Genomic DNA, 19,606 nt, shown 5'->3' on the forward strand with positions numbered 1-19,606 from the left:
AAGGAGCCCAGCGCGGACGATCTCGTCGCGAGCCTTCGCGCGATCATCGAGCAGGCCGGCGAGCACAGCTGACTAACGGGCCGGTGGACCGGCCGACTCCGACGAACCCCGGATGGCACTGGGTACGCTCAGCGCGGTGGCGACCGGGACGCGCTTGCGTCCCGTGGCCAACGCTTGCCCTGATCGTCCAGGAGGTGTGCGATGTCCGAGTGGCGGCCGTTGCGCCGGGCCAAGCGCGTCCGGGGGGCGACGAACCCGGATGATCGGGCACGGGCGCCGGAGCGGTCGATGGATCCGCACGTGGCCGAAGAGGTGCCGTTGGCGGATCGGCCGCTGGTGGACACCGCGATCTACCGGGATGGGCGCCGGGTGGCGACGCCGTCCAGCCTCGCCGAGACGTACCGGCACCTGCCCGGCGCGGACGGCACCATGGCCTGGATCGGGCTCTACCGGCCCGCGGAGGAAGAACTGCTGGCCGCGGCCGAGGAATTCGGCCTGCACAAGCTCTCGGTGGAGGACGCGATCGTCGCCCACCAGCGGCCCAAGATCGAGCGCTACGGCGAAACGCTGTTCGTGGTGCTGCGGGCCGCCCGCTACCTGGACGAGCCCGAGGAAGTCAGCTTCAGCGAACTGCACCTGTTCATCGGCCCGAACTTCGTCCTCACGGTCCGCCACGGCCAGGCGCCGGACCTGGCGGCGGTGCGCCACCGGATGGAGGCCGACCCGGACCTGCTGGGGCGGGGGCCGGAGGCGGTGCTCTACGCGGTGCTGGACAACGTCGTCGACGGTTACGCGCCGGTGATCGCCGGGCTGCAGAACGACATCGACGAGATCGAGACCGAGGTTTTCGGCGCCGATCCGCACGTGTCGCGGCGGATCTACGAGCTCTCGCGCGAGGTCATCGAGTTCCAGCGGGCCACCGGCCCGCTGCTGGGGATCCTGCGCAGCCTGGAGGCGGGTTTCGAGAAGTACGGCATCGACGAGGAGCTCCAGCGGTACCTGCGGGACGTGACCGACCACGCCACCACCGTCGCCGAGCGGGTCGACGGGTTCCGGCAGATGCTGGACAACATCCTCACGGTCAACGCCACGCTGGTCACCCAGGCCCAGAACGAAGAGATCAAGAAGATGACCGAGGCCAGCTACGCGCAGAACGAGGAGATCAAGAAGATCTCCGCCTGGGCCGCGATCCTGTTCGCCCCCACCCTGATCGGCACGGTGTACGGGATGAACTTCGATGCCATGCCCGAACTGCACTGGGGGCTCGGCTATCCCTTCGCCCTCGTCCTCATGGCCGCCGTGTGCCTCGGCCTGTACGTCATCTTCAAACGCCGCGGCTGGCTCTGACCACCGCCGGGTGACGGCCCGTCCGTCACCGGCGAACCCGATGCTGCACGGGGTTTGTCCTGCTGCTTCAAGGTTTTCGCAATTGGCTGTCTCTTATGGACCTGGCCGGGGCTGGGGGAGAAGGTTCGAATCCTGTCAGTCCGGCGGACTGCTTCGTGACCGAATTTCGTTGCCTCTCAACGGGCGCTAGAGGAAGGTCGACAGCAGCAGCGTCAGGGCGAGCCCGACCACGGAGATGATCGTCTCCATCACCGACCAGGACTTGATGGTCTGCCCGATGGTCATGCCGAAGTACTCCTTGACCAGCCAGAAGCCGGCGTCGTTGACGTGGGAGAAGAACAGCGAGCCGGCACCGATGGCCAGCACGACCAGAGCCAGGTGCGTCGGCGGCAGGTCGGCGGCGAACGGGGCCACGATGCCCGACGCCGTAACGGTTGCGACCGTGGCCGACCCGGTAGCAAGCCGCACCATCACAGCCACCAGCCAGCCCAGCACGAGCGTGGACAGGCTCAACGCCACGGCGACCTTCCCGATCGCGATGCCTGCGCCGCCGTCCACGAGCACCTGCTTGAAGCCACCACCGGCCCCGACGATCATCGTGGCGCCGACGATCGGCTTCAGGCTCTCGCCGAGCTTCGTCGTCAGGGTGCGCGGCTTGAAGCCCACACCGGTACCGAACGTCACCATCGCCAGCAGCACGGCGATCAGCAACGCAACCATCGGTTCCCCGATGAACTGCAGGAACGGGTAGATCCACGCGGTCTTGCTCATCCACACGTCGGCCGCGGCGCGGACCAGCATCAGCACCACGGGGGTGAGGACCGTGACGAGCGTCCAGGTGAAGCTCGGGCGGCGCGTGCGCTCGCCCTCGGCCGATGCCGCCCCAGACGCCTCGCCACCGCCCGGAGACCCTGCGGACCCGCGCGCGATGAGGTCTCCGCCCGCGCCGAGGGCGCCGATGGGCACCAGGCGCGCCGCCACCCCGGCGTAGAGCGGTCCGGCGATGATCACGGCGGGCACCGCGATGAGCAGGCCGATGGCCAGGGTGATGCCGACGTTGGCGTGCAGGTTCGCGATCGCCACCAGCGGCCCGGGATGCGGGGGAACGAAGCCGTGCAGGACGGATAGGCCGGCGAGGGCCGGGATCGCCAGGTACATCGCGGGCAGCCTGGACCGGCGGATCGTCAGCATGATGACGGGGATCAGCAGCACGAGGCCGATCTCGAAGAACATCGGGATGCCGATGATGAAGGCGATCAGCGCCATCCGCCACGGCAGGCCGTGGCGTGCGCCGGTCAGGATCTTGTCCACGATCTCGTCGGCGCCGCCGGAGTCCGCGAGCAGCTTGCCGAGCATCGCACCGAGGACGATCAGCACGCCGACGCTGCCGAGCACGTCGCCCACGCCTTTCTCGAACGAGAGGGCAACCTTGCCCAGCCCGATGCCGGACCCGATCCCGACGAACAGGGATCCGATGGTCAGCGCGAGGAAGCCGTGCATCTTCACCGCGACGATCAGCAGCACCACGATGGCGATCCCGATCGCCGCCACCACGAGGGTCTGGGTGTCGTGACCGGTCCACGGCTCGTGGATCGCGTCAGCTGCGGCGAAAGTAGCCGAGTCGAACATGTCGCGCTCCTTCGCGCCACGGCAATGGTGGGTCCAGCATGGACCTGCCACTGCGGCGTTCCTAAGGCCTGTTTCGAAAGTGGTTTGCGTAGCGGTGCGGGTAGCGGAATCTCAGAGGCCTTCTCGCAGCGGGATCCCCGACATCATGAATGCCAATTCACCACGGCGGGGCTGTCCTCGCGAGAAGGACCCCTGAGAACCCGCGGCGGTGCCAGTTGAGTCCCACACCGCAAGCGGCTGTCGCCGCTTATAAAACACGTCCTAGCGCGCAGTTCGACCGAGGGCGCTCACGTCCGCACCAGTTGGTCGCGTTTGTGCGTGATCTCGTCGAACAACTTCCGGAACGAGGCGGCGAACTTGTCCACTCCTTCGCGTTCCAGCACGGCGGTCACGTCGTCGTAGTCGACACCAGCGGCGGCGAACCGGTCGAAGGTGCGGCGGGCCTCGTCCACATCGCGTTCCAGCGTGTTCGCGACGTGCCCGTGGTCCTGGAAGTCCTGCAGCGTCTCCCTCGTCATGGTGTTGACCGTCTGGGGACCGATGAGCTCTTCGACGTAGAGAACGTCGCGGTACTGCGGGTTCTTGGTCGAAGTGGAGGCCCAGAGGCAGCGCTGCGGGCTCGCGCCGGCCGCAGCGAGTTCTTCCCAGTCGGCACCGGTGAACAACTCCTCGTAGGTCTGGTAAGCGAGTTTGGCGTTCGCGATCGCGAGGGTGCCCTTGATCTCGTCGTGCCCGCCTATCGCGTCCAGCCGGCGGTCGGCTTCGGTATCCACCCGCGAGACGAAGAACGACGCCACGGACGTGACCGACCGCAGGTCCCCGCCGTTGTCGCGGAGTCGCCGCAACCCCCGCAAGTAAGCCCCGGCGGCGCTGCGGTGCCGCTCCAGGGAGAACAGCAGCGTCACGTTGACCGGGATCCCGCTGGCGATCGTTTCCTCGATCGCCGGCAGGCCGGCCTGCGTACCGGGGATCTTCACGAACAGATTCGGGCGATCGATCATCCGGTGCAGGCGAGCGGCCTCGTCGATGGTGGCCTGCGTGTCATTCGCCAGTTGCGGGTCGACTTCCAAGGAGACCCATCCGTCCCGGGTGCCCCCGCTGCGGTCGAAGACCGGGCGGAGCACGTCGCACGCGGACCGGATGTCCTCGCGCGCGATGGCCAGGAAGACCTCCTTGGGGTCGGTCTCGGTGGCCAGCAACTTGCGAAGCTGGTCGTCGTAGTAGTCGCCTTCCGCGATGGCGCCCTGGAAGATCGTGGGATTCGACGTCACGCCGGCCAATCCCCGCTCCACGAGCCCGGCCAAGTCACCGTCGCGGACGAACCGCCGGGACAAGTAGTCGACCCAAGGACTCTGTCCGTGCTCTGCCAAGGCGTGCAGTGGTGTCCTCATGGCATCTCCTGTCCGAGTCATATACAGGGACCTACCCGGAAGATCCGCCGAAAACACGTGATCCGCCCCCAGCGGGGGAGCGAAGTCGAAACGACTGGTCAGGGCCTGTTTTCGGAGACTCGCGTGCGGCACGTCTCGGTCACGGCGTGGTCGACGACATCCCTGATGTCGAAGCGGCGGCCGTACACCGAACGCTGGCGGCTCGCGGCGCTGCCGCGCGCCCGCAAGGTCTGCAACAGCTGGGTGACCAACTCGAGATCGCCGTTGTCTTCGAGCACCGGGCGCAGGTGTTCGACCAGACCGGTCAGAAGCTGCCAAGCGGGGACCAGCCGACCGGTGGTGGCGTCCAAGGCATCTCCCTCGAGCCCGTACCGGGCGGCGCGCCAGCACGCGGCCCACAGCATCTGGTCATCAACGTGTTCGGGGCCGCGCAGCCGCTCGTCCGGTGCGAGCGCGGCGGTCACCGATGCACGGGTGAGCCCGGCGAGCAACACGGCCTCGTCCACGGTCGCGGCGGCGTCGGCGACCCGAACCTCCAGGGTCGGGACGTGCGCGGAAGGTCGCGCATACCAGTAGAGCATGCCAGGATCGATCACCATTCCGGATGCCAGGAGGCAGTCGAGGATGCCGCGGTAGTGCGCCACCGAGGTTAAGTGGGGCGCCGGGCGCGCGGTCGGCAACCGGGACCACAGGGCGAAGCGCCAGCTCGCGTAGCCGGTGTCGACGCCGCGGTAGAACGGCGAATTCGTGGTGACCAGCAGCAGGGCCGGCAGCCACGGGCGCAGCCAGTTGCTCGCGCGCAGCGTCGACTCCAGGTCGGGAGTGCCCACGTGCACGTGGCACCCGCACACCCCTTGCCCCTCGACGATCGGGCCGTACTCGGCGTATATCCGCCGGTATCGGGGCGTGTCGGTGACCGGCGGTGGTCCCGGCTGCCCGGTCGGCGCCGCCCCGATGGCGGCCAGTCGCCAGCCGTGCTCGGCGGCGGCGGTGGCGAGCTCCATGCGCAGCTGGATCAACGTCCGGCGCAGTTCGTGGAGGTCGCGGCAAACCGAGCTCGCCGCCTCGATCTGGGCGGGAGCCAACTCGGGGTGCACCTCACCTTCACCGCCGTCCTGCCGGACGCGCGAAACAGCCACCCCGCTGCCCGCAGGCTGCAAGGTCTCCGGATCCACGAGGAGGAACTCCTCCTCGACTCCCAGGGTGAGCAGGGTTGGCCGATCGCCTGGCCTGACCATTTCCGCTCCCCGCTGGCAGGACGTGCTCGGCCGGGCCGATCACGTGGGGTGAACAGACCGTTGCCGATGCCGTACCCGCTCCAGGACCGGTTCAACCGTGGCGCTCGGCCCGGCGCCGAGCACCGGTCGCGGCGCCCGTCGAATCAAGCTCACACGTCGGCCGCTGTGCGGAATCCGGTGTTGCCGCTGGAACTGTCCGGCGTGTTCGCGGTGCGTGCGGCGACCCTGTAGCGGTTGCAGTAGGAGTCGTGGCACAGGTACGAACCGCCGTGCAGGGACCGGCTCTGCTCGCCCGGGTCGAACCAGTCGGCGCACCATTCCCACACGTTGCCGGACACGTTGTGCAACCCGAAGCCGTTCGGCTGGTATGCGTCGACGGGGGCGGTGCCGAGGTGCCCGTCCTCCCCGCTGTTGTGCACGGGGAACCGGCCTTGCCAGATGTTGCACCGGTGTTCCCCGTTCGGGGTCAGTTCGTCACCCCAGGGGTAGCGGGCCTGGTCGAGGTCACCGCGGGCCGCGTACTCCCATTCGGCTTCCGTCGGCAGCCGCCGTCCGGCCCAGGCGCAGTAGGCGGCGGCATCGTGCCAGGACACGTGCACGACGGGGTGGTTCCAGCGGTCCTCGACGTCGCTGCCCGGTCCCTCCGGGCATCGCCAGAACGCACCTTGCACCGCACACCACCACGGTGTCTGGTCCGGGCGCGGCGAAGCCCCGCGGATGCGCCCGGGGAGGAACTTCGCGAACACGTAGCTCCAGCCGAAGCGTTCGGCGTCCGTGTGGTAGCCCGTGGTGTCGACGAACGCGGCGAAGCGAGCGTTGGACACGCAGTGCACGTCGATCGCGAATGGCGCGACGGTGACGGGATGTACTGGGCCTTCCCGGTCCTCCGGGATACGGTCGGGATCGTCCGTGCCCATGCGGAACGTGCCGCCGGGGAGCTTGACGAGCGGTCCTTCGTCGAGCCCGTGCCCGGGGACGATCCGGTCGGGAAGGGCATCGCCCGCTCTCGCGGGCGGACAGCAACCGGACAACGCCGTGCACCTCCACTTCGGTCGCGCGGCGGATCGCGATGTTCCTCGCCAACGTCGTCATCGCAGGGTTGCATATGACGGGTCGGCACCTCGATCTACATGGCGCCTTGCACGCTGTTCCTGGCCAACGCCTACGGCGTGCCGAAGGGTCTCGAACAGCAGCTCGGCCTGCTGCTGATCATGCTGCTGACCTCCAAGGGCGCGGCCACGGTCTCCGGTGGCACCTTCGTGGTGTTCGCCTCGACGGTGACCGCCACCGGGTACCTCCCGATCGAAGGCGTCGCGATCCTCTTCGGCGTCTACCGGTGATGTCGATGGCCGTCGCCACCTGCACCTTCTGCAACGTCGTCGCCTCCGTGGTCATCTCCCGCTGGAACGACGGTTTACGGCCGATTCCCGCTGAACGGTTCGCGTCGATCAGAAGGGATACGGCAGTGTCGAGAAGAGACAGCAAGATCGCGCCGGACCTCTCCCGGCGAGGTTTCCTCCGATTCGCCGGAACCGGTGCGGCGGTCGCCGGACTTTCCGGGCTGGCACTGGCTTCCCCGGCTGGGGGCACCCCGGCCACCCCGCTACCGGCCGCGCTGCCGCCGCCTTCGAGCGCCTGTTCATGCTCGACAAGAAGGTCCTGTTCATGAACGGGGGCACCGTGAGCTCCCCGCCCGCGCGCGGCCGGTCAGCGCGGCCAAGGCAGCGAGGACCAGGATCACGAGCGTCCCCGGGTGGCTCAAAGAGCAGCACGACATCTGGCTCGAGGACATGCCCAAGACCGCGCCACCCGTGTTCGGCGTCTGACCACTCCGCAATTTCAATGGAAATTGCGGTTCGTCGGCGTGTCGCACCACGACACGCCGACGCCTGTGGATAACTTCCGCAATTTCAATGGAAATCGGATCTTCGATTTGCAATTGAAATTGCGGCACATTCGACGACATCGCAGTGGCATCGACCGGCTGATCGCCGCGTCGACCGGATGCCGGGCGTGGCAGCTGAGGTGCCGGTAGTCTCGACCACCTTCCTGCGCGGTTTAAGGGGTGCGTACCGCAACAAGCGAGGTTTGAGCGTCGGGTTCAACCGGGGCGCGGCGGTAGGCGGTGGAGCACGACGTTTCCGATCTGCTCGCCGGAGAGCTCAGCGGTCAGGTACGTGCAGTGCGGCTGGCGGCGGCGATCGGTGGGCGAACCGGGGTTGAGCAGTCGGAGACCGCCGGGCGTGGTGGTGTCCCACGGGATGTGGCTGTGCCCGAACACGAGCACGTCGGTGTCCGGGAACCACCGGTCGCACCTGGCCTCCCGTCCCTGAGCGGGGCCGGTCTCGTGGATCACCGCGAGCCGGACCCCGTCCAGCTCGGCGCGGGCGATCTCGGGAAGCCGGTTCCGCAGTTCTGGACCGTCGTTGTTGCCGTACACCCCGATCGTCCGCGCGCTGCGCGCCTCCAGCTCGTCCAGCAGCGCGACATCGACCCAGTCGCCGGCGTGGATGACGATGCCGGCGGCTGACACCGCGTCCCAGACCTTATCCGGCAGGGCTTTGGCGCGTTTCGGGACGTGCGTGTCGGCGAGCAGCAGCAGGTGCATGCCCCGAGTGTCGACGAGCCCGGTGCCGGTGCGCCACAGTGCGGTGCGGCTCGTTGCGACCGCGGCGGAACCTGCGGTGGTCAGCGGGTGTGGACCGATACCGCGTAGTCGCCGTCGGTGAAGGGGGCTCGTTCCCAAGTGGCGAACCGGTCGGTCAGCGTGAGCCCGGCCGCTGCGGCGTGCGCGTCGTAGTCGGTGATCCGGTAGCCGCGGTCGAGGCTGAAGCCGGCGATGAGCCTTCCCCCGGGGCGCACGTGGCGGGCCACGCCCGCCACGAGTGCCTCCTGGGTGCCGACCGGGGTGAACAGCGGCACGTTGCCGGCCATCACGACCACGTCGAAGGTCCGGCCGAGGTCGAGTTCGGCAAGATTGGCCTGGGTCCACGGGATTCCCGGGGCCAGCTGCCGGGCGGTGGCCAGCATCGAGCTGTCGAGGTCGGCTCCGAGGACCTCGATGCCGCGCCGGGCCAGTTCGATGGCCACGCGGCCGGTTCCGCAGCCGGCGTCGAGGACGTTCGCTGGGGAGTAGGAGCGGACGAAGTCGGCTTCGCCGTGCACGTCCGCCCCGGAAGCCGCCAGTCCGTCGAAGTGCCGCTGGTAGTCGTCGCCGTCCCACGCAGTGCGGCCGCTCGGGGCGGCGTCGCGTCCGGTTCCTCCAGTCATGGCTCGATCATCGCAAGCCGCGTCCGGGAGGTGAGAGGGCGCCCGCGGTCAGCTTCCCGGGTGGCCTTCGCCCGTGCACATACCTCGCCACAGCAGGTCGATGAGCCTGGCGGTCGGGCCCTGCCAGTCGCCGCTCGGTTCGAGGTAGAACAGGCCGCCCAGCCCGCGCAGGACCGTTTCCGGATCCAGGTCGGCGCGGACGGTTCCGGCCTCGACGTTGGCATCCAGCAGCATGGCGACCGCGCCGACCATCGCCTCGTGGGCGGTGGCGGGCAGTTCGCCGTGCGACGACCTGGCGGCGCCGAGGGCCCTGGCCAGGCCTCGCTTCGTCATCATGTAGTGCGTCAGGTGGTCGGTGACCCAGATCTGGAACGCCTGTTGCGGGGAGTGCTGCTCGAGCAGGGGCGGCACGACGTCGACGAGGTGCCGGAATTCGCGCTGGTAGACCGCCAGGATGAGCGCTTCGGGAGCGGGGAAGTGCCGGTACACCGTGCCGACGCCCACGCCGGCCTGCTTCGCGATGGCGTTGAACGAGATCTCGCCCGAGCCGGCCAGCGACTTCGCCGCCGCGGTGAGGATGCGCTCGTGGTTGCGCCGGGTGTCCGCGCGTCGGGGACTTACCGCGCCCGTCGTCATCGTCCCTCCCGGTTGGCTGCCGCGTCCTCCCCGGAATGTAATGCACCGACCGCGCTCGACCTGGGGCAACCTTCGGGCGAGCGCTCTCGTTGCAGAGCGGATAAGAATCCGCTAGCGTGGTTTCCGAGAACCGAACCGGATTATTATCCGGTTCAGTGATGGTATCGGCGCAGTTCCCACCACGACAACCCACGTCGCCATACTCGTCCCATCCGGGCGATCTGCGGGAAAGAGATCCAGTGGACATCTCACTCGAAATCAATGGCAGGACGGAACAGCTGACCGTCGATCCCGGCGTGACGCTGCTGGACGCCTTGCGGGAACACCTCGGCGTCACCGGCCCGAAGAAGGGCTGCGACCGGGGGCAGTGCGGAGCCTGCACCGTGCACGTCGACGGCAGGCCCGTGCTTTCGTGCCTCACCCTGGCCGCCACCGTGAAGCGGCCGGTGACCACGGTGGAGGGCCTGTCCGACGGGGATCGGCTGCACCCGATCCAGCAGGCGTTCGTCGACCAGGACGCCCTGCAGTGCGGGTTCTGCACGTCCGGGCAGGTCATGTCGGCCGTAGCCGCGGTCGAGCAGGGCATCGAGGACGTCCGCGAGTTCATGTCCGGCAACATCTGCCGCTGCGCGGCCTACCCGAACATCGTCGCGGCAGTCGAACAAGCGAGGCAGGCTGATGCGTCCCTTTGAACTCACGGCACCGCCGACCGTCGAAGCCGCGCTCGCTTCACCCGGCACGTTCCTGGCCGGCGGGACCACCCTCGTTGACCTGATGAAGCTCAACGTCCTCACGCCGCAACAAGTCCTGGACATCAACGAATTGCCGCTGCGCGGCATCGACACGAGCGACGGGTTGCGGATCGGCGCGTTGGAGCGGATGAGCGACGTCGCCGAGCACGCTGGTGTGTACCCGGCGATCTCCCGCGCCCTGCTGCAGAGCGCTTCCCAGCAGTTGCGGAACATGGCCAGCATCGGCGGGAACCTGCTGCAGCGCACCCGCTGCACGTACTTCCGCGACATCGCCACGCCCTGTAACCGCCGGGAACCCGGCAGCGGCTGCCCCGCGATCTCGGGGGCGAACCGGATGCACGCCGTGCTGGGCACCAGCGACTCGTGCGTGGCGACGCACGCCAGCGACCTGGCGGTCGCGCTGGTCGCGCTCGATGCGGAGCTCCGGCTGGTCAGCGCCACCGGGGGCCGCACGGTCAAGCTGGCCGACTTCTACCGCCTGCCGGGGGAAACGCCCGAGGTGGAAACCGATCTGCGCCCCGGCGAACTGATCGGTGAGGTCCTGGTGCCGCGGCTGGACTGGGCGGCGCGTTCCACCTACGTCAAGGTGCGGGACCGGCAGTCCTACGAATTCGCGCTGTGCTCCGCCGCGGTCGCGCTGGACGTCCAGGACTCCCGCATCGTCGACGCCCGGGTGGCGGCCGGCGGCGTGGCGACCGTGCCTTGGCGGCTGCCCGCGGTCGAGGATGCCCTGCGCGGTGCACCCGCGACCCTGGCGTCCTTCGAGGACGCGGCATCCATGGCGGCCGACGGTGCTCGGCCGTTGTCCGGGAACGGTTTCAAGGTGTCCTTGCTGAAGCGGACCGTCGTCCGCGCACTGCTCGAACTGACCGAAGGGAGCCGCCTGTGACCAGTCGGCTGGACGGCCCGCTGAAAGTCACCGGCCAGGCCAAGTATGGGGCGGACAACAACTTCCCCGGCATGGTGTACGGGTACGTCGTGCTCAGCACGATCGCGCACGGCGAGATCGAGGCCATGGACGTCACGGCTGCGAAGAGCGCTCCCGGCGTGCTCGGCGTGTACACGCCGTTCGACCCGCTGGAACTGCGCAAGCCGAGCTCCCCGGTCTTCGGCGAAACCTGGGTTCCGCTGCAGGACCGGGAGGTCACCTACTACGGCCAGCCGATCGGCTTCGTGGTGGCCGGGACCTTCGAGCAGGCCAGGGACGCGGCGCTGCTCATCGAGGTCACCTACCACGCCCGTCCTGCGCTGACCTCGCTGCAGGACGGCCTGGCTTCGGCCGAACCTGCACCCTCCAACGAGGACATCACGGTCCTCGCGGACGACGTTGAGTCCATTGAGGACGCTCTGGGTGCGAGCCCGGTGGTCGTCGAGGCCACCTACAGCACCGCGACCCAGAACCACGCCGCGATGGAGCCGCACTCCGCGGTCGCGGTGTGGGATTCCGGCGGCCTGACCATCTACAGCGGAAACCAGGGCTCCCACCTGCAGGCGGGCGAACTGGCCGCCGCGCTGGGCCTGGAGGGCTCGTCGGTCCGCGCGCTGAACCCCTTCGTGGGCGGGGCTTTCGGGGGCAAGGCCCGCACCTCCGCACCGGCGTTCCTGGCGGCAGCCGTGGCCAAGGCCCTCGGCCGGCCGGTCAAGGCCGCGCTCACCAGGGAGCAGGTCTTCACCGCGACGGCTACCCGCGCCGCGACGGTGCAGAAGATCTCCCTCGGCGCGGATGCCGACGGCACGCTGATCGCGCTGCGCCACGACTCGTGGTGCAGCACGCCGGCGGACCGGTCCTTCGTGGAGCCGACCTCGCACGGCACCTCGCGGGAGTGGTACGCCACCCAGAACCTGTCGATCAGCCAGAAGATCGTGCCGCTGAACATCCCGCCGACCACGTACATGCGGGCGCCGGGGGAGGCACCCGGGTCCTTCGCGTTGGAGAGCGCGATCGACGAACTGGCGGTCGCGCTGAACATGGACCCGATCGAGCTGCGCCTGCGGAACAACTCGCTCGCGCCGCCCGGCAAGGACCTGCAGTGGTCCAGCAAGCACCTCGACGAGTGCTTCCAGGTCGGCGCGGAGCGGTTCGGCTGGGCGAACCGCTCGCCGCGCGGTCGCGCCGACGGCGACTGGCTCGTGGGCATGGGTGTGGCCACCGCCATGTTCCCGGCCCTGCGGTTCCCCGCCACTGTCGAGATCACCCTGCGCGAAGACGACACGGCCGTGGTGGCGACCAGCGGTGCGGACCCGGGGACCGGCCTGCTGACCGTGCTCGCCCTGGTGGGTGCGGAATCGCTGGCCATCCCGGCGGACCGGATCACGCCGAAGCTGGGCGACTCGGCGTTGCCCTCCGGTGGCATGTCCGGCGGGTCGACGGGTACGGCGAGCGCGGGTTCGGCCGTCATGATCGCCGCCACCGAGGTGATCGACGCGCTGCTCGCGCTGACGTCGTCACCGGGCGCACCGTTCGAGGGCGCGGAGCTCTCCTACGAGGACGGGCGGGTGCTGGCCGAAGACGGCCGGGCGATGACGTTCGGCGAGGTGCTGCGGGCGGTGGGCCGCTCGTCGATCTCCGCGACCGGTTCCTCGGCGCCCGGCGAGGAGCTGACGAAGCACTCGTTCAGCTCCTTCGGCGCCCAGTTCTGCGAGGTCCGCGTGCACAAGTGGACGCGCGAGACCAGGCTGTCGCGGATGCTCGGCGTGTTCGACTGCGGCCGGATCATCAACGAGAAGGCGGCTCGCAGCCAGGCCATCGGCGGGATGATCTGGGGCGTGTCGGCCGCGCTGCACGAGGCCCTGGAGATCGAGGAGAGCGGTCGGCTGGCCAACGCCGACTTCGCCGGCTACCTGGTCCCGGTGAACGCGGACATCCCCGATGTCGACGTCCACTTCGTGAAGTACCCGGACACGCTGCACAACGCCGTCGGCGCGAAGGGACTGGGCGAGATCGGCACGGTCGGCATGGCAGCGGCCGTCGCCAACGCCATCTACAACGCCACGGGCGTCCGGGTCCGCCACATCCCGATCACGATCGAGGACCTCCTGGACTAGGAGACGCCTGCGAGTACTGCCGAGTCCCGAAACGGCGTCGGCAGTACTCGCGGGCTGAGCCGGCAGGCGGCTCAGCCGACCGGTTCCTCGTGCTGCCCCCTGGTGGTCCGCTGCGGCGCGGCGACGCCTGCCGAGTCGGCCTCCGGTGCCTTCCCCGTGCGCAGCTCGGCTTCCAGCCGCTCTGCCTCCTCGCCGCCGATCGCTTCGCCGCGGGCGACGAGCCCGGCGACGTCCGAGAGCGGGATCTGCTTCAGGACCAGGGCGAGGACGAAGGCGATGCCGATGAACGGCAGGAGGTACCAGAAGACGGGCGCGAGGGCATCGGCGTAGGCCGTGACCACGCCGTCGCGCACCGGTGCTCGAAGCTGGCTCAGCTTCTGGGGATCGAGCGTCGCGGTGGCGGTCGAGGCGTCCGACGTCGAGGCACCGGACGCGGTGAAGACGCCGGTGAGGTTCTCGGTGAGGCGGGTCGTGAAGATCGTGCCGAACACCGCGGTGCCGAGCGCGGCACCGACCTCGCGGAAGTAGTTGTTGGTGCTCGTCGCGGTGCCGATCATGGCGGCGGGAACCGCGTTCTGCACGACCAGCACGACCACCTGCATGATGAGTCCGAGGCCGGCGCCGAAGACGAACAGGTAGACGCAGATCAGCCAGATCGGGGTGTCGGCGGCGAGCGTCGTCATCATGACCATGGCGGCGGCGGTGATGATCGTGCCGAGGATCGGGAAGACCCGGTACCGGCCGGTCTTGGTGATCGCGGCGCCCGAGGCGATCGACGTGCCGATGAGGCCCACCATCATCGGCAGGAGCAGCAGCCCGGAGGTGGCCGCCGAAGTCCCCGACGACATCTGCAGGAACGTCGGCACGAACCCGATGGCGGCGAACATGCCCAGGCCCAGCGCGAGGCCGATCGCGGTGGCGTTCACGAAGATCGGGTTGCGGAACAGGCTCAGCGGGATGACCGGGTCCGCGGCGCGCGCCTCGGTGATGACGAAGGCGACCGTCGCCGCGAGCAGGCCGAAGCCCCAGGCCCACGTCTCGATCGCGCCCCAGCCGTGCGCCTTGTCACCGCCGAAATCGGTGAACAAGATGAGGCAGGTCGTGGCGATCGAGAGGAACACGACGCCGAGGACGTCGATCGGCTGGGTCGCCTTCTTGTTCGGCAGGGTCAGCGCCACGAGCGCGATGACGAATGCGGCGATGCCGACCGGGATGTTGATGTAGAACGCCCACTGCCAGGTGAGGTGGTCGACGAAGAACCCGCCGAGCAGGGGACCGCCGATGGCCGACAGGCCGAAGATGCCGCCGAGCGGGCCGAGGTACTTGCCGCGCTCGTTGGCCGGGACGATGTCGGCGATGATCGCCTGCGACAGGATCATGAGCCCGCCGCCGCCCAAGCCCTGCATGGCCCGGAACACCACGAACGCCCAGAAGTCGGTGGCGAACGCGCAGCCCACCGAGGCGAGCGTGAACAGCGCGATCGCGATGAGGAACAGCCGGCGCCGGCCGAGGACGTCGCCGAACTTGCCGTAGATCGGCATGACGATCGTGGTCGCGAGGAGGTAGGCGGTCGTGATCCACACCTGGTGCTCGACGCCGCCGAGGTCGCCGACGATCGTCGGCATGGCGGTCGCGACGATCGTCTGATCGAGGCTCGAGAGCAGCATGCCCGCGATGAGCGCGCTGAAGATGATCCAAATCCGCCGCTGCGTCAGCAGGAGAGGGGCGGGAGCGGTGGCCGTCATGATTTCCGTTCGGGGTCGGGATTCGGTGCGAAGAGGTCGCGGGCGGCGGCGAGCCGGCGGGCGAGGATCTCCGCGAAGGTGTCGGTGTTCGTCCTGGTGAGGAATTCCCGCGCGGTCGCCCCGGTGAGCGCGCGGATGAGCTGCACGGCGGCGGCGGCGCGAAGATCGCCTACGGCGAGGCCTTCGCGCTGCTCGACGAGTTCCACGTCGGATTGCTCGTCGCGCAGCAACTTCTCGACGATCCGGGTGAAGAGCCGGGGCTCGCGTTCGAACGCGGTGAGGACGTCGCGGATGCTCTCGGCTGTGATGTCCGAGCGTTCCCAGCGCTGCACCGCCAACTCGGCGAGGTCTTCGAGCAGGGTCGGGGAGAGCCCGGTGCTCGCCGGGTCACCGCTCGCCACGAACCCGGCCTTGAGCGCGTCGTCATCGCCGCGTGCTGGAACTCCGAGGACGGCGTCGTCCTTTGAGGCGAAGTAGTTGAAGAAGGTGCGGCGGGAGATGTCGACCTGTTCGCAGACCTCTTCGACGGTGAACCCGGACAGACCGCGTTCCGCGGTCAGCCTGCGGGCGTGGGAGGTCACCTGCGCAGCGGTCGCCGCCATACGCCGGCTGCGCATGTTTGTTGCATGATTCATGGCATAGTGCATTATTGCACTCTCGGCTGGTGGGTGCACCGAAGCCCGATGTGTGCTCGGACGCATTCGCCTGCCGGCTTCATCCGGGTTTCGGGGCTCGGACGAAGAACATCGGGGCGTTCCTGGCAACCGGTCTGAGCCGCGCGCAACGCGCGGCCGCCACCTGCGGAGCACCCCAATTGCGGGATGGCCTCGCCGAATGCGCCTGCCCGGGCCGGCCCCGATCGATGCCGTCCATACTGCCCGCTACTTAGCAAGAATGAAGATCAGGAACTTGCACGGCTAGACGACATCGCTCGTGTTCCGCGCCCAGCCTCAAGTGCCGTTCGCAGCGCCGCCAACCGCTCACCAACACTCCAGTTCCCGCATACAGGCGGGTGCTCCCGCACTGCGTCGACGTTGCTCGACGGACACGCCTCGCAGGTGTGGGCCAGCGGTCCGCCATCGGCCTCGATGTCATCGCGGCGCACCCGCAGTTGGACGTATTGGCACGCCTCCCGCAAGTGAGGAACCCGCGTCAGGGCCTGGCGCAGGCACTTTCGATGAAGTGCGGCATCGGAGAGAACACGACCAGCGGCGTCGACCAGCACATGCGCCACCTCGCCGAGCGAGAGGCCGCAGACTTGGCACAGCCAGAACTCCCACAGGCGGACGGATTCCACCAGACCCTGCTGGCTAATTCCGCGAGGGGCTGGGGCTGGTGTCACTGCGGGAGTGGTCCGGTTCTACCTCGCCAACCGGTGTGCGGTGAACGGCCTGTTCACCTCGATAACCGACACGAACGGTCCGTTCGCTCCGTTCATCCGATGTGAGCCCGGGGCTGTTGGTGTGCGGTGAACGGCCTGTTCGCTTCGGTAGGAGCCTGTTGCAAAATTACGCCCACCACGGACCGTGATCGATCGATCACGGCTGAGATGGCCACTGGCGGACAAACGGCGGCGATCGAGACTGATTTGGTACTTCGGTTCAGCCGTTTTCGCCGAAAACGCAACAAGCTCATAACCGACACGAACGGTCCGTTCGCTCCGTTCATCCGATGTGAGCCCGGGGCTGTTGGTGTGCGGTGAACGGCCTGTTCGCTTCGGTAGGAGCCTGTTGCGGTTTTGGTTTTGGGTGTTGTGGTTGCTGAACAGGGGGTGGGCCGGAGGCCCACCCCCTGTTCAGGTTGTGGTGGTGTGGAGGGTGGTGAACAGGCGGCGGAGGTTGTGGGTTGCGGCGGTGAGGTTGAGTTCGCCGAGGCAAGCGGCCAGGCCGCGCAGGCTGAACCGCCGGAGTCGGTGGCGGTCTTTGATGAGGCCGTTCACAGGTTCGACGGTGGCGCCGCGTTTCTTGTAGAGCGTCGCTGCCTCGGGGGTGCGCAGCCGGTGACGCATGGCCTCGACGGGGGTGGCGCCCTCAGGGGGTGGGCCGCTGGCGGGATTGGTGGCGGCCTCGCGCTGGATATGACGGGATTTCCCTGGCGCGATCAGCCGGTCCGGCCCGGGATGGGTGAGGTTGTCGTCGCTGAAGTAGCCCGCGTCGAACAGGGCCGTGCCGATGTCCTCAGGGGTGTCACGGTGGGTGTTGAGCCACTCGGCGGTGGCCTGAGTGCGGGTGAGCATGTCCGCGAACTCGCCGGTATCAGCGGGATTGTCGCTCAGTCCCAGCGTGGTGATGACATGGTCGGCTGAGACCGCGAACTGGGCATTGAACCCCTGGATCCAGCCCCGCCGGGTAGGCATGATCCTGCTGTCGGGATCGGTGACGTTGCGCTGCGGCGGCGTGTCCTCTTTCTTACCGCCGTTGTTGCTGCCGTTGTTGCTGGTTGTGGTCCGGTTGTTCTCGCTGGTGGCCTCTGCTGCGGCGAGTGCGGCCTCCAGCGCCGCGCGGGCTTTCTTCATCCGTTTGCCGCCCTCGGGATCACTGACCCGCCGCCCCAGCGGCCGTGGGCGGCCTTCCGCCAGCGCGGCGGCGACCGCGGCGTTGTAGGCGTCGATCTCGCCCTGGCGACGGGCGCGTTCCCGCTCCAGCCGGGCCCGCGCATCCAACTCGCCGACAACATCCAGCACAAACCACGCCAGATGACCCGCAGGCAACCACTCCCGCATATCCACCGGAAGCAGAAACTGCTGATCACGATCAACCCGCCGAAACCCCTTCGCCACCCCACCATGATCCCATCCGGACAAACCGGAAAACGCAACAGGCTCGTAGACGACACGAACGGTCCGTTCACTTCACGCCCGCACCTTCCCAAACAGCCCCAACACCGCGCCGAATTAGCCAGCAGGATCCCACCGGGCGCCAAAACACCCGTTCATCCGGAACAGGAGTGATGTATGGGTGCGGACGCAGGCAAGTGTCGTCCTCGTCATGGCGGTGAACGCGGGGACGCGGCCACCCCCGGCCGGGAGCGGGGTGAGCAAGGCCCCGTCGAACCAGTTCCCGTACCGCTCCGGCCACACAGACGAGCGCTCCGCACGATTCGCTCTGGCACAGCAGTTCGTCATCGAGCTACCAGGCCGGCTCCGCACCACAACGGCGGTGAAGCACGGAGGTGCCGCCGTCCCTGGCGATCATGCGCAGTTCCTGTCTTCGGGGATTCATCGTGTATGGCTTGAGAATGGTGGCACCTTTACGTATCGACGGTCGAGTATTGTTGGCTCAGTCCAGGCGTGGAGGTCGGCGACATCGTCATGTACTGGGATAGCCAGCGCAGTCGCGACACGGTAGAGGGAAAGCGATCGAGAACGTCCGGGTTGTCGTCACAGCTCTGAGTCTGGCAGACGTCGTCGTGCCCAAACTGTCCTGGCAGTCATAGGGGAAAGGTCTGGCGCTGGCGCAGCTTCAACACGGCGCGGCAGGTGTGGGCGTTGAGCTCGCTGCCCGGTGTCGTTTGCTAGCTCGTCGAGTAGTCGGATAACCACCGCAAACGGTCGACGGGCCCGATGGGCCCCGATTACCTTCGGCGGCCCGGCTTCTCACGGGGTTCTTTGCTGACCCTGATGGGTATCGCTGCTACTTCTCCTGCTGTTCGCTTCAGCTGCGCTGGGGGCGGAAGTGAGCCAATGTGGGCCTATATCAGCTTGCGGGGAGTGCTTCTCGTTGAACTCTGCGTTTTCGGCTGTCCAGAAGAGCGACGATGCTTCGGGGAATCGAGGATGTTCATCCGGGCATGCTCGCTGCCCGGGACTCCCCTGCGGAGCGCGAATGTCGTCGTGACCGGAAGTCGGGAAATATTGTTGTCCTGTTGGTTCGCCGGTCTTGACGAGCGCGGTGCCTGGTAGCGCGCGTGAAGCTGACGATGCGGTGAAGCAGATGTGGTTGCGGGGAACCATGCTGCGTTTGATGGGGGATTCGATGCTTCAGGAGTGCATCTGATGGTTAGGAACCACAGGCTGATCATCCGCTTCGCCACGGTCTTCGACCTGGCGACCCCACCAGTGGTGAGCACGCCGATCCAACTTGAACTGCGGTACGAAACGCGCGATCCGTACGCGGTGGGCATGACCTTCAATCCCGGCCGGAACAGCCGAGCTCACTGGACGATCGCCCGCGACCTCCTCTCCGCCGGGCTGGTAAGCCGCAGCGGGGAAGGCAACGTGCGCATCAGCCCTCGACCTGACAACCCTGAGCTCGTGGTGATCGCGCTGACCGCCCCGTCGGTACAGGGCGTCTTCGAAACGAGGGCTGATGTGCTGGCACGATTCTTGAACGACACCTATGCCATCATTGCATCCGGCGATGAACACCGGTGGCTGAGCGTCGATGATGCGTTGAGCAGAGTGCTCCTGAACGATCAGCGGAATGACCGAAGTCCCGCCGAGCACGAGTGAGCCATATTCAACCGATTGTCACATAGGTCTACCGATGGATGGTCAAAGCCGGTAGTCAAATTCCTGGCAGCTCCATTGTTCGTGTCAGTTCTTGGCTCCTGCG

16 protein-coding genes are annotated in these 19,606 nt (G+C 67.9%); 6 read left to right on the forward strand and 10 right to left on the reverse strand.

Annotated features, from left to right (window positions below):
* The first annotated feature begins 201 nt into the window (after window positions 1–201).
* On the forward strand, window positions 202–1,347 hold the full coding sequence (locus DL519_RS43625; RefSeq protein ID WP_190823587.1) for a magnesium and cobalt transport protein CorA: 1,146 nt from the start codon (window positions 202–204) through the stop codon (window positions 1,345–1,347).
* A 186-nt stretch (window positions 1,348–1,533) separates the two neighbouring features.
* Here DL519_RS43625 and DL519_RS43630 read toward each other — a convergent pair whose 3' ends face one another.
* From DL519_RS43630 to DL519_RS43645, 4 genes are all read right to left on the reverse strand, one after another.
* Complete coding sequence (locus DL519_RS43630) at window positions 1,534–2,976, reverse strand: GntT/GntP/DsdX family permease (protein ID WP_190823588.1); 1,443 nt, start codon at window positions 2,974–2,976, stop codon at window positions 1,534–1,536.
* 287 nt (window positions 2,977–3,263) lie between these two features.
* A complete protein-coding gene (gene tal / locus DL519_RS43635; RefSeq protein ID WP_190823589.1) occupies window positions 3,264–4,367 on the reverse strand; it encodes a transaldolase in 1,104 nt (367 codons plus the stop codon).
* A gap of 98 nt (window positions 4,368–4,465) precedes the next feature.
* Complete coding sequence (locus tag DL519_RS43640; RefSeq protein WP_190823590.1) at window positions 4,466–5,605, reverse strand: carboxylate-amine ligase; 1,140 nt, start codon at window positions 5,603–5,605, stop codon at window positions 4,466–4,468.
* 149 nt (window positions 5,606–5,754) lie between these two features.
* Window positions 5,755–6,636 carry a formylglycine-generating enzyme family protein gene (locus DL519_RS43645; RefSeq protein WP_223840158.1) on the reverse strand — a complete coding sequence of 294 codons (882 nt, stop codon included), beginning with the start codon at window positions 6,634–6,636 and terminating at the stop codon, window positions 5,755–5,757.
* Between the two features lie 93 nt (window positions 6,637–6,729).
* On the opposite strand from DL519_RS43645, the gene DL519_RS48100 reads away from it, so the two are divergent.
* Entirely contained in the window at window positions 6,730–6,945 is a 216-nt protein-coding gene (locus DL519_RS48100) for a cation:dicarboxylate symporter family transporter (RefSeq protein ID WP_263399846.1), read from the forward strand.
* Between the two features lie 761 nt (window positions 6,946–7,706).
* Here the strand turns inward: DL519_RS48100 and DL519_RS43655 are convergent.
* The 3 genes from DL519_RS43655 to DL519_RS43665 all read right to left on the reverse strand — a co-directional run bounded on the left by DL519_RS43655 (window position 7,707) and on the right by DL519_RS43665 (window position 9,511).
* Window positions 7,707–8,213: a metallophosphoesterase family protein gene (locus tag DL519_RS43655; protein ID WP_190824579.1), complete on the reverse strand. Its 507-nt coding sequence runs from the start codon at window positions 8,211–8,213 to the stop codon at window positions 7,707–7,709.
* Window positions 8,214–8,293: 80 nt separating this feature from the next.
* Window positions 8,294–8,875: a class I SAM-dependent DNA methyltransferase gene (locus DL519_RS43660; protein ID WP_190823591.1), complete on the reverse strand. Its 582-nt coding sequence runs from the start codon at window positions 8,873–8,875 to the stop codon at window positions 8,294–8,296.
* A gap of 48 nt (window positions 8,876–8,923) precedes the next feature.
* Window positions 8,924–9,511, reverse strand: coding sequence for a TetR/AcrR family transcriptional regulator (locus DL519_RS43665; protein WP_190823592.1), 588 nt, complete (start codon window positions 9,509–9,511; stop codon window positions 8,924–8,926).
* 239 nt (window positions 9,512–9,750) lie between these two features.
* On the opposite strand from DL519_RS43665, the gene DL519_RS43670 reads away from it, so the two are divergent.
* The 3 genes from DL519_RS43670 to DL519_RS43680 are packed head-to-tail and all read left to right on the forward strand — an operon-like array spanning window position 9,751 to window position 13,308.
* Window positions 9,751–10,203 (forward strand): (2Fe-2S)-binding protein, encoded by a 453-nt coding sequence (locus tag DL519_RS43670; protein ID WP_190823593.1) that lies wholly within the window; start codon window positions 9,751–9,753, stop codon window positions 10,201–10,203.
* Window positions 10,190–11,152, forward strand: coding sequence for an FAD binding domain-containing protein (locus DL519_RS43675; protein ID WP_190823594.1), 963 nt, complete (start codon window positions 10,190–10,192; stop codon window positions 11,150–11,152). Before DL519_RS43670 ends, DL519_RS43675 begins: the two co-directional genes overlap by 14 nt.
* Entirely contained in the window at window positions 11,149–13,308 is a 2,160-nt protein-coding gene (locus DL519_RS43680; RefSeq protein WP_190823595.1) for a xanthine dehydrogenase family protein molybdopterin-binding subunit, read from the forward strand. The genes DL519_RS43675 and DL519_RS43680 overlap by 4 nt, the downstream gene beginning before the upstream one ends.
* A gap of 71 nt (window positions 13,309–13,379) precedes the next feature.
* Here the strand turns inward: DL519_RS43680 and DL519_RS43685 are convergent, their stop codons facing one another.
* The 3 genes from DL519_RS43685 to DL519_RS43695 all read right to left on the reverse strand — a co-directional run bounded on the left by DL519_RS43685 (window position 13,380) and on the right by DL519_RS43695 (window position 17,763).
* Window positions 13,380–15,053: an MDR family MFS transporter gene (locus tag DL519_RS43685; RefSeq protein ID WP_190823596.1), complete on the reverse strand. Its 1,674-nt coding sequence runs from the start codon at window positions 15,051–15,053 to the stop codon at window positions 13,380–13,382.
* Window positions 15,050–15,670, reverse strand: coding sequence for a TetR/AcrR family transcriptional regulator (locus DL519_RS43690; protein ID WP_223840160.1), 621 nt, complete (start codon window positions 15,668–15,670; stop codon window positions 15,050–15,052). The genes DL519_RS43685 and DL519_RS43690 overlap by 4 nt, the downstream gene beginning before the upstream one ends.
* 1,178 nt (window positions 15,671–16,848) lie before the next feature.
* Window positions 16,849–17,763, reverse strand: coding sequence for a transposase (locus DL519_RS43695; RefSeq protein ID WP_190823597.1), 915 nt, complete (start codon window positions 17,761–17,763; stop codon window positions 16,849–16,851).
* Window positions 17,764–19,113: 1,350 nt separating this feature from the next.
* On the opposite strand from DL519_RS43695, the gene DL519_RS43700 reads away from it, so the two are divergent.
* Window positions 19,114–19,503, forward strand: a complete 390-nt coding sequence (locus DL519_RS43700) for an SsgA family sporulation/cell division regulator (protein WP_223840161.1) — start codon at window positions 19,114–19,116, stop codon at window positions 19,501–19,503.
* Window positions 19,504–19,606: the final 103 nt, after the last annotated feature.

Source organism: Saccharopolyspora pogona, assembly GCF_014697215.1.
Classification (GTDB): domain Bacteria; phylum Actinomycetota; class Actinomycetes; order Mycobacteriales; family Pseudonocardiaceae; genus Saccharopolyspora; species Saccharopolyspora hattusasensis.

What these genes read in the sequence shown, in the direction of transcription:
- DL519_RS43625 (WP_190823587.1), top strand. Translation starts at nt 202, where the DNA reads ATGTCCGAGTGGCGGCCGTTGCGCCGGGCCAAGCGCGTCCGGGGGGCG.
- DL519_RS43630 (WP_190823588.1), bottom strand. Translation starts at nt 2,976, where the DNA reads ATGTTCGACTCGGCTACTTTCGCCGCAGCTGACGCGATCCACGAGCCG.
- tal (WP_190823589.1), bottom strand. Translation starts at nt 4,367, where the DNA reads ATGAGGACACCACTGCACGCCTTGGCAGAGCACGGACAGAGTCCTTGG.
- DL519_RS43640 (WP_190823590.1), bottom strand. Translation starts at nt 5,605, where the DNA reads ATGGTCAGGCCAGGCGATCGGCCAACCCTGCTCACCCTGGGAGTCGAG.
- DL519_RS43655 (WP_190824579.1), bottom strand. Translation starts at nt 8,213, where the DNA reads ATGCACCTGCTGCTGCTCGCCGACACGCACGTCCCGAAACGCGCCAAA.
- DL519_RS43660 (WP_190823591.1), bottom strand. Translation starts at nt 8,875, where the DNA reads ATGACTGGAGGAACCGGACGCGACGCCGCCCCGAGCGGCCGCACTGCG.
- DL519_RS43665 (WP_190823592.1), bottom strand. Translation starts at nt 9,511, where the DNA reads ATGACGACGGGCGCGGTAAGTCCCCGACGCGCGGACACCCGGCGCAAC.
- DL519_RS43675 (WP_190823594.1), top strand. Translation starts at nt 10,190, where the DNA reads ATGCGTCCCTTTGAACTCACGGCACCGCCGACCGTCGAAGCCGCGCTC.
- DL519_RS43685 (WP_190823596.1), bottom strand. Translation starts at nt 15,053, where the DNA reads ATGACGGCCACCGCTCCCGCCCCTCTCCTGCTGACGCAGCGGCGGATT.
- DL519_RS43690 (WP_223840160.1), bottom strand. Translation starts at nt 15,670, where the DNA reads ATGCGCAGCCGGCGTATGGCGGCGACCGCTGCGCAGGTGACCTCCCAC.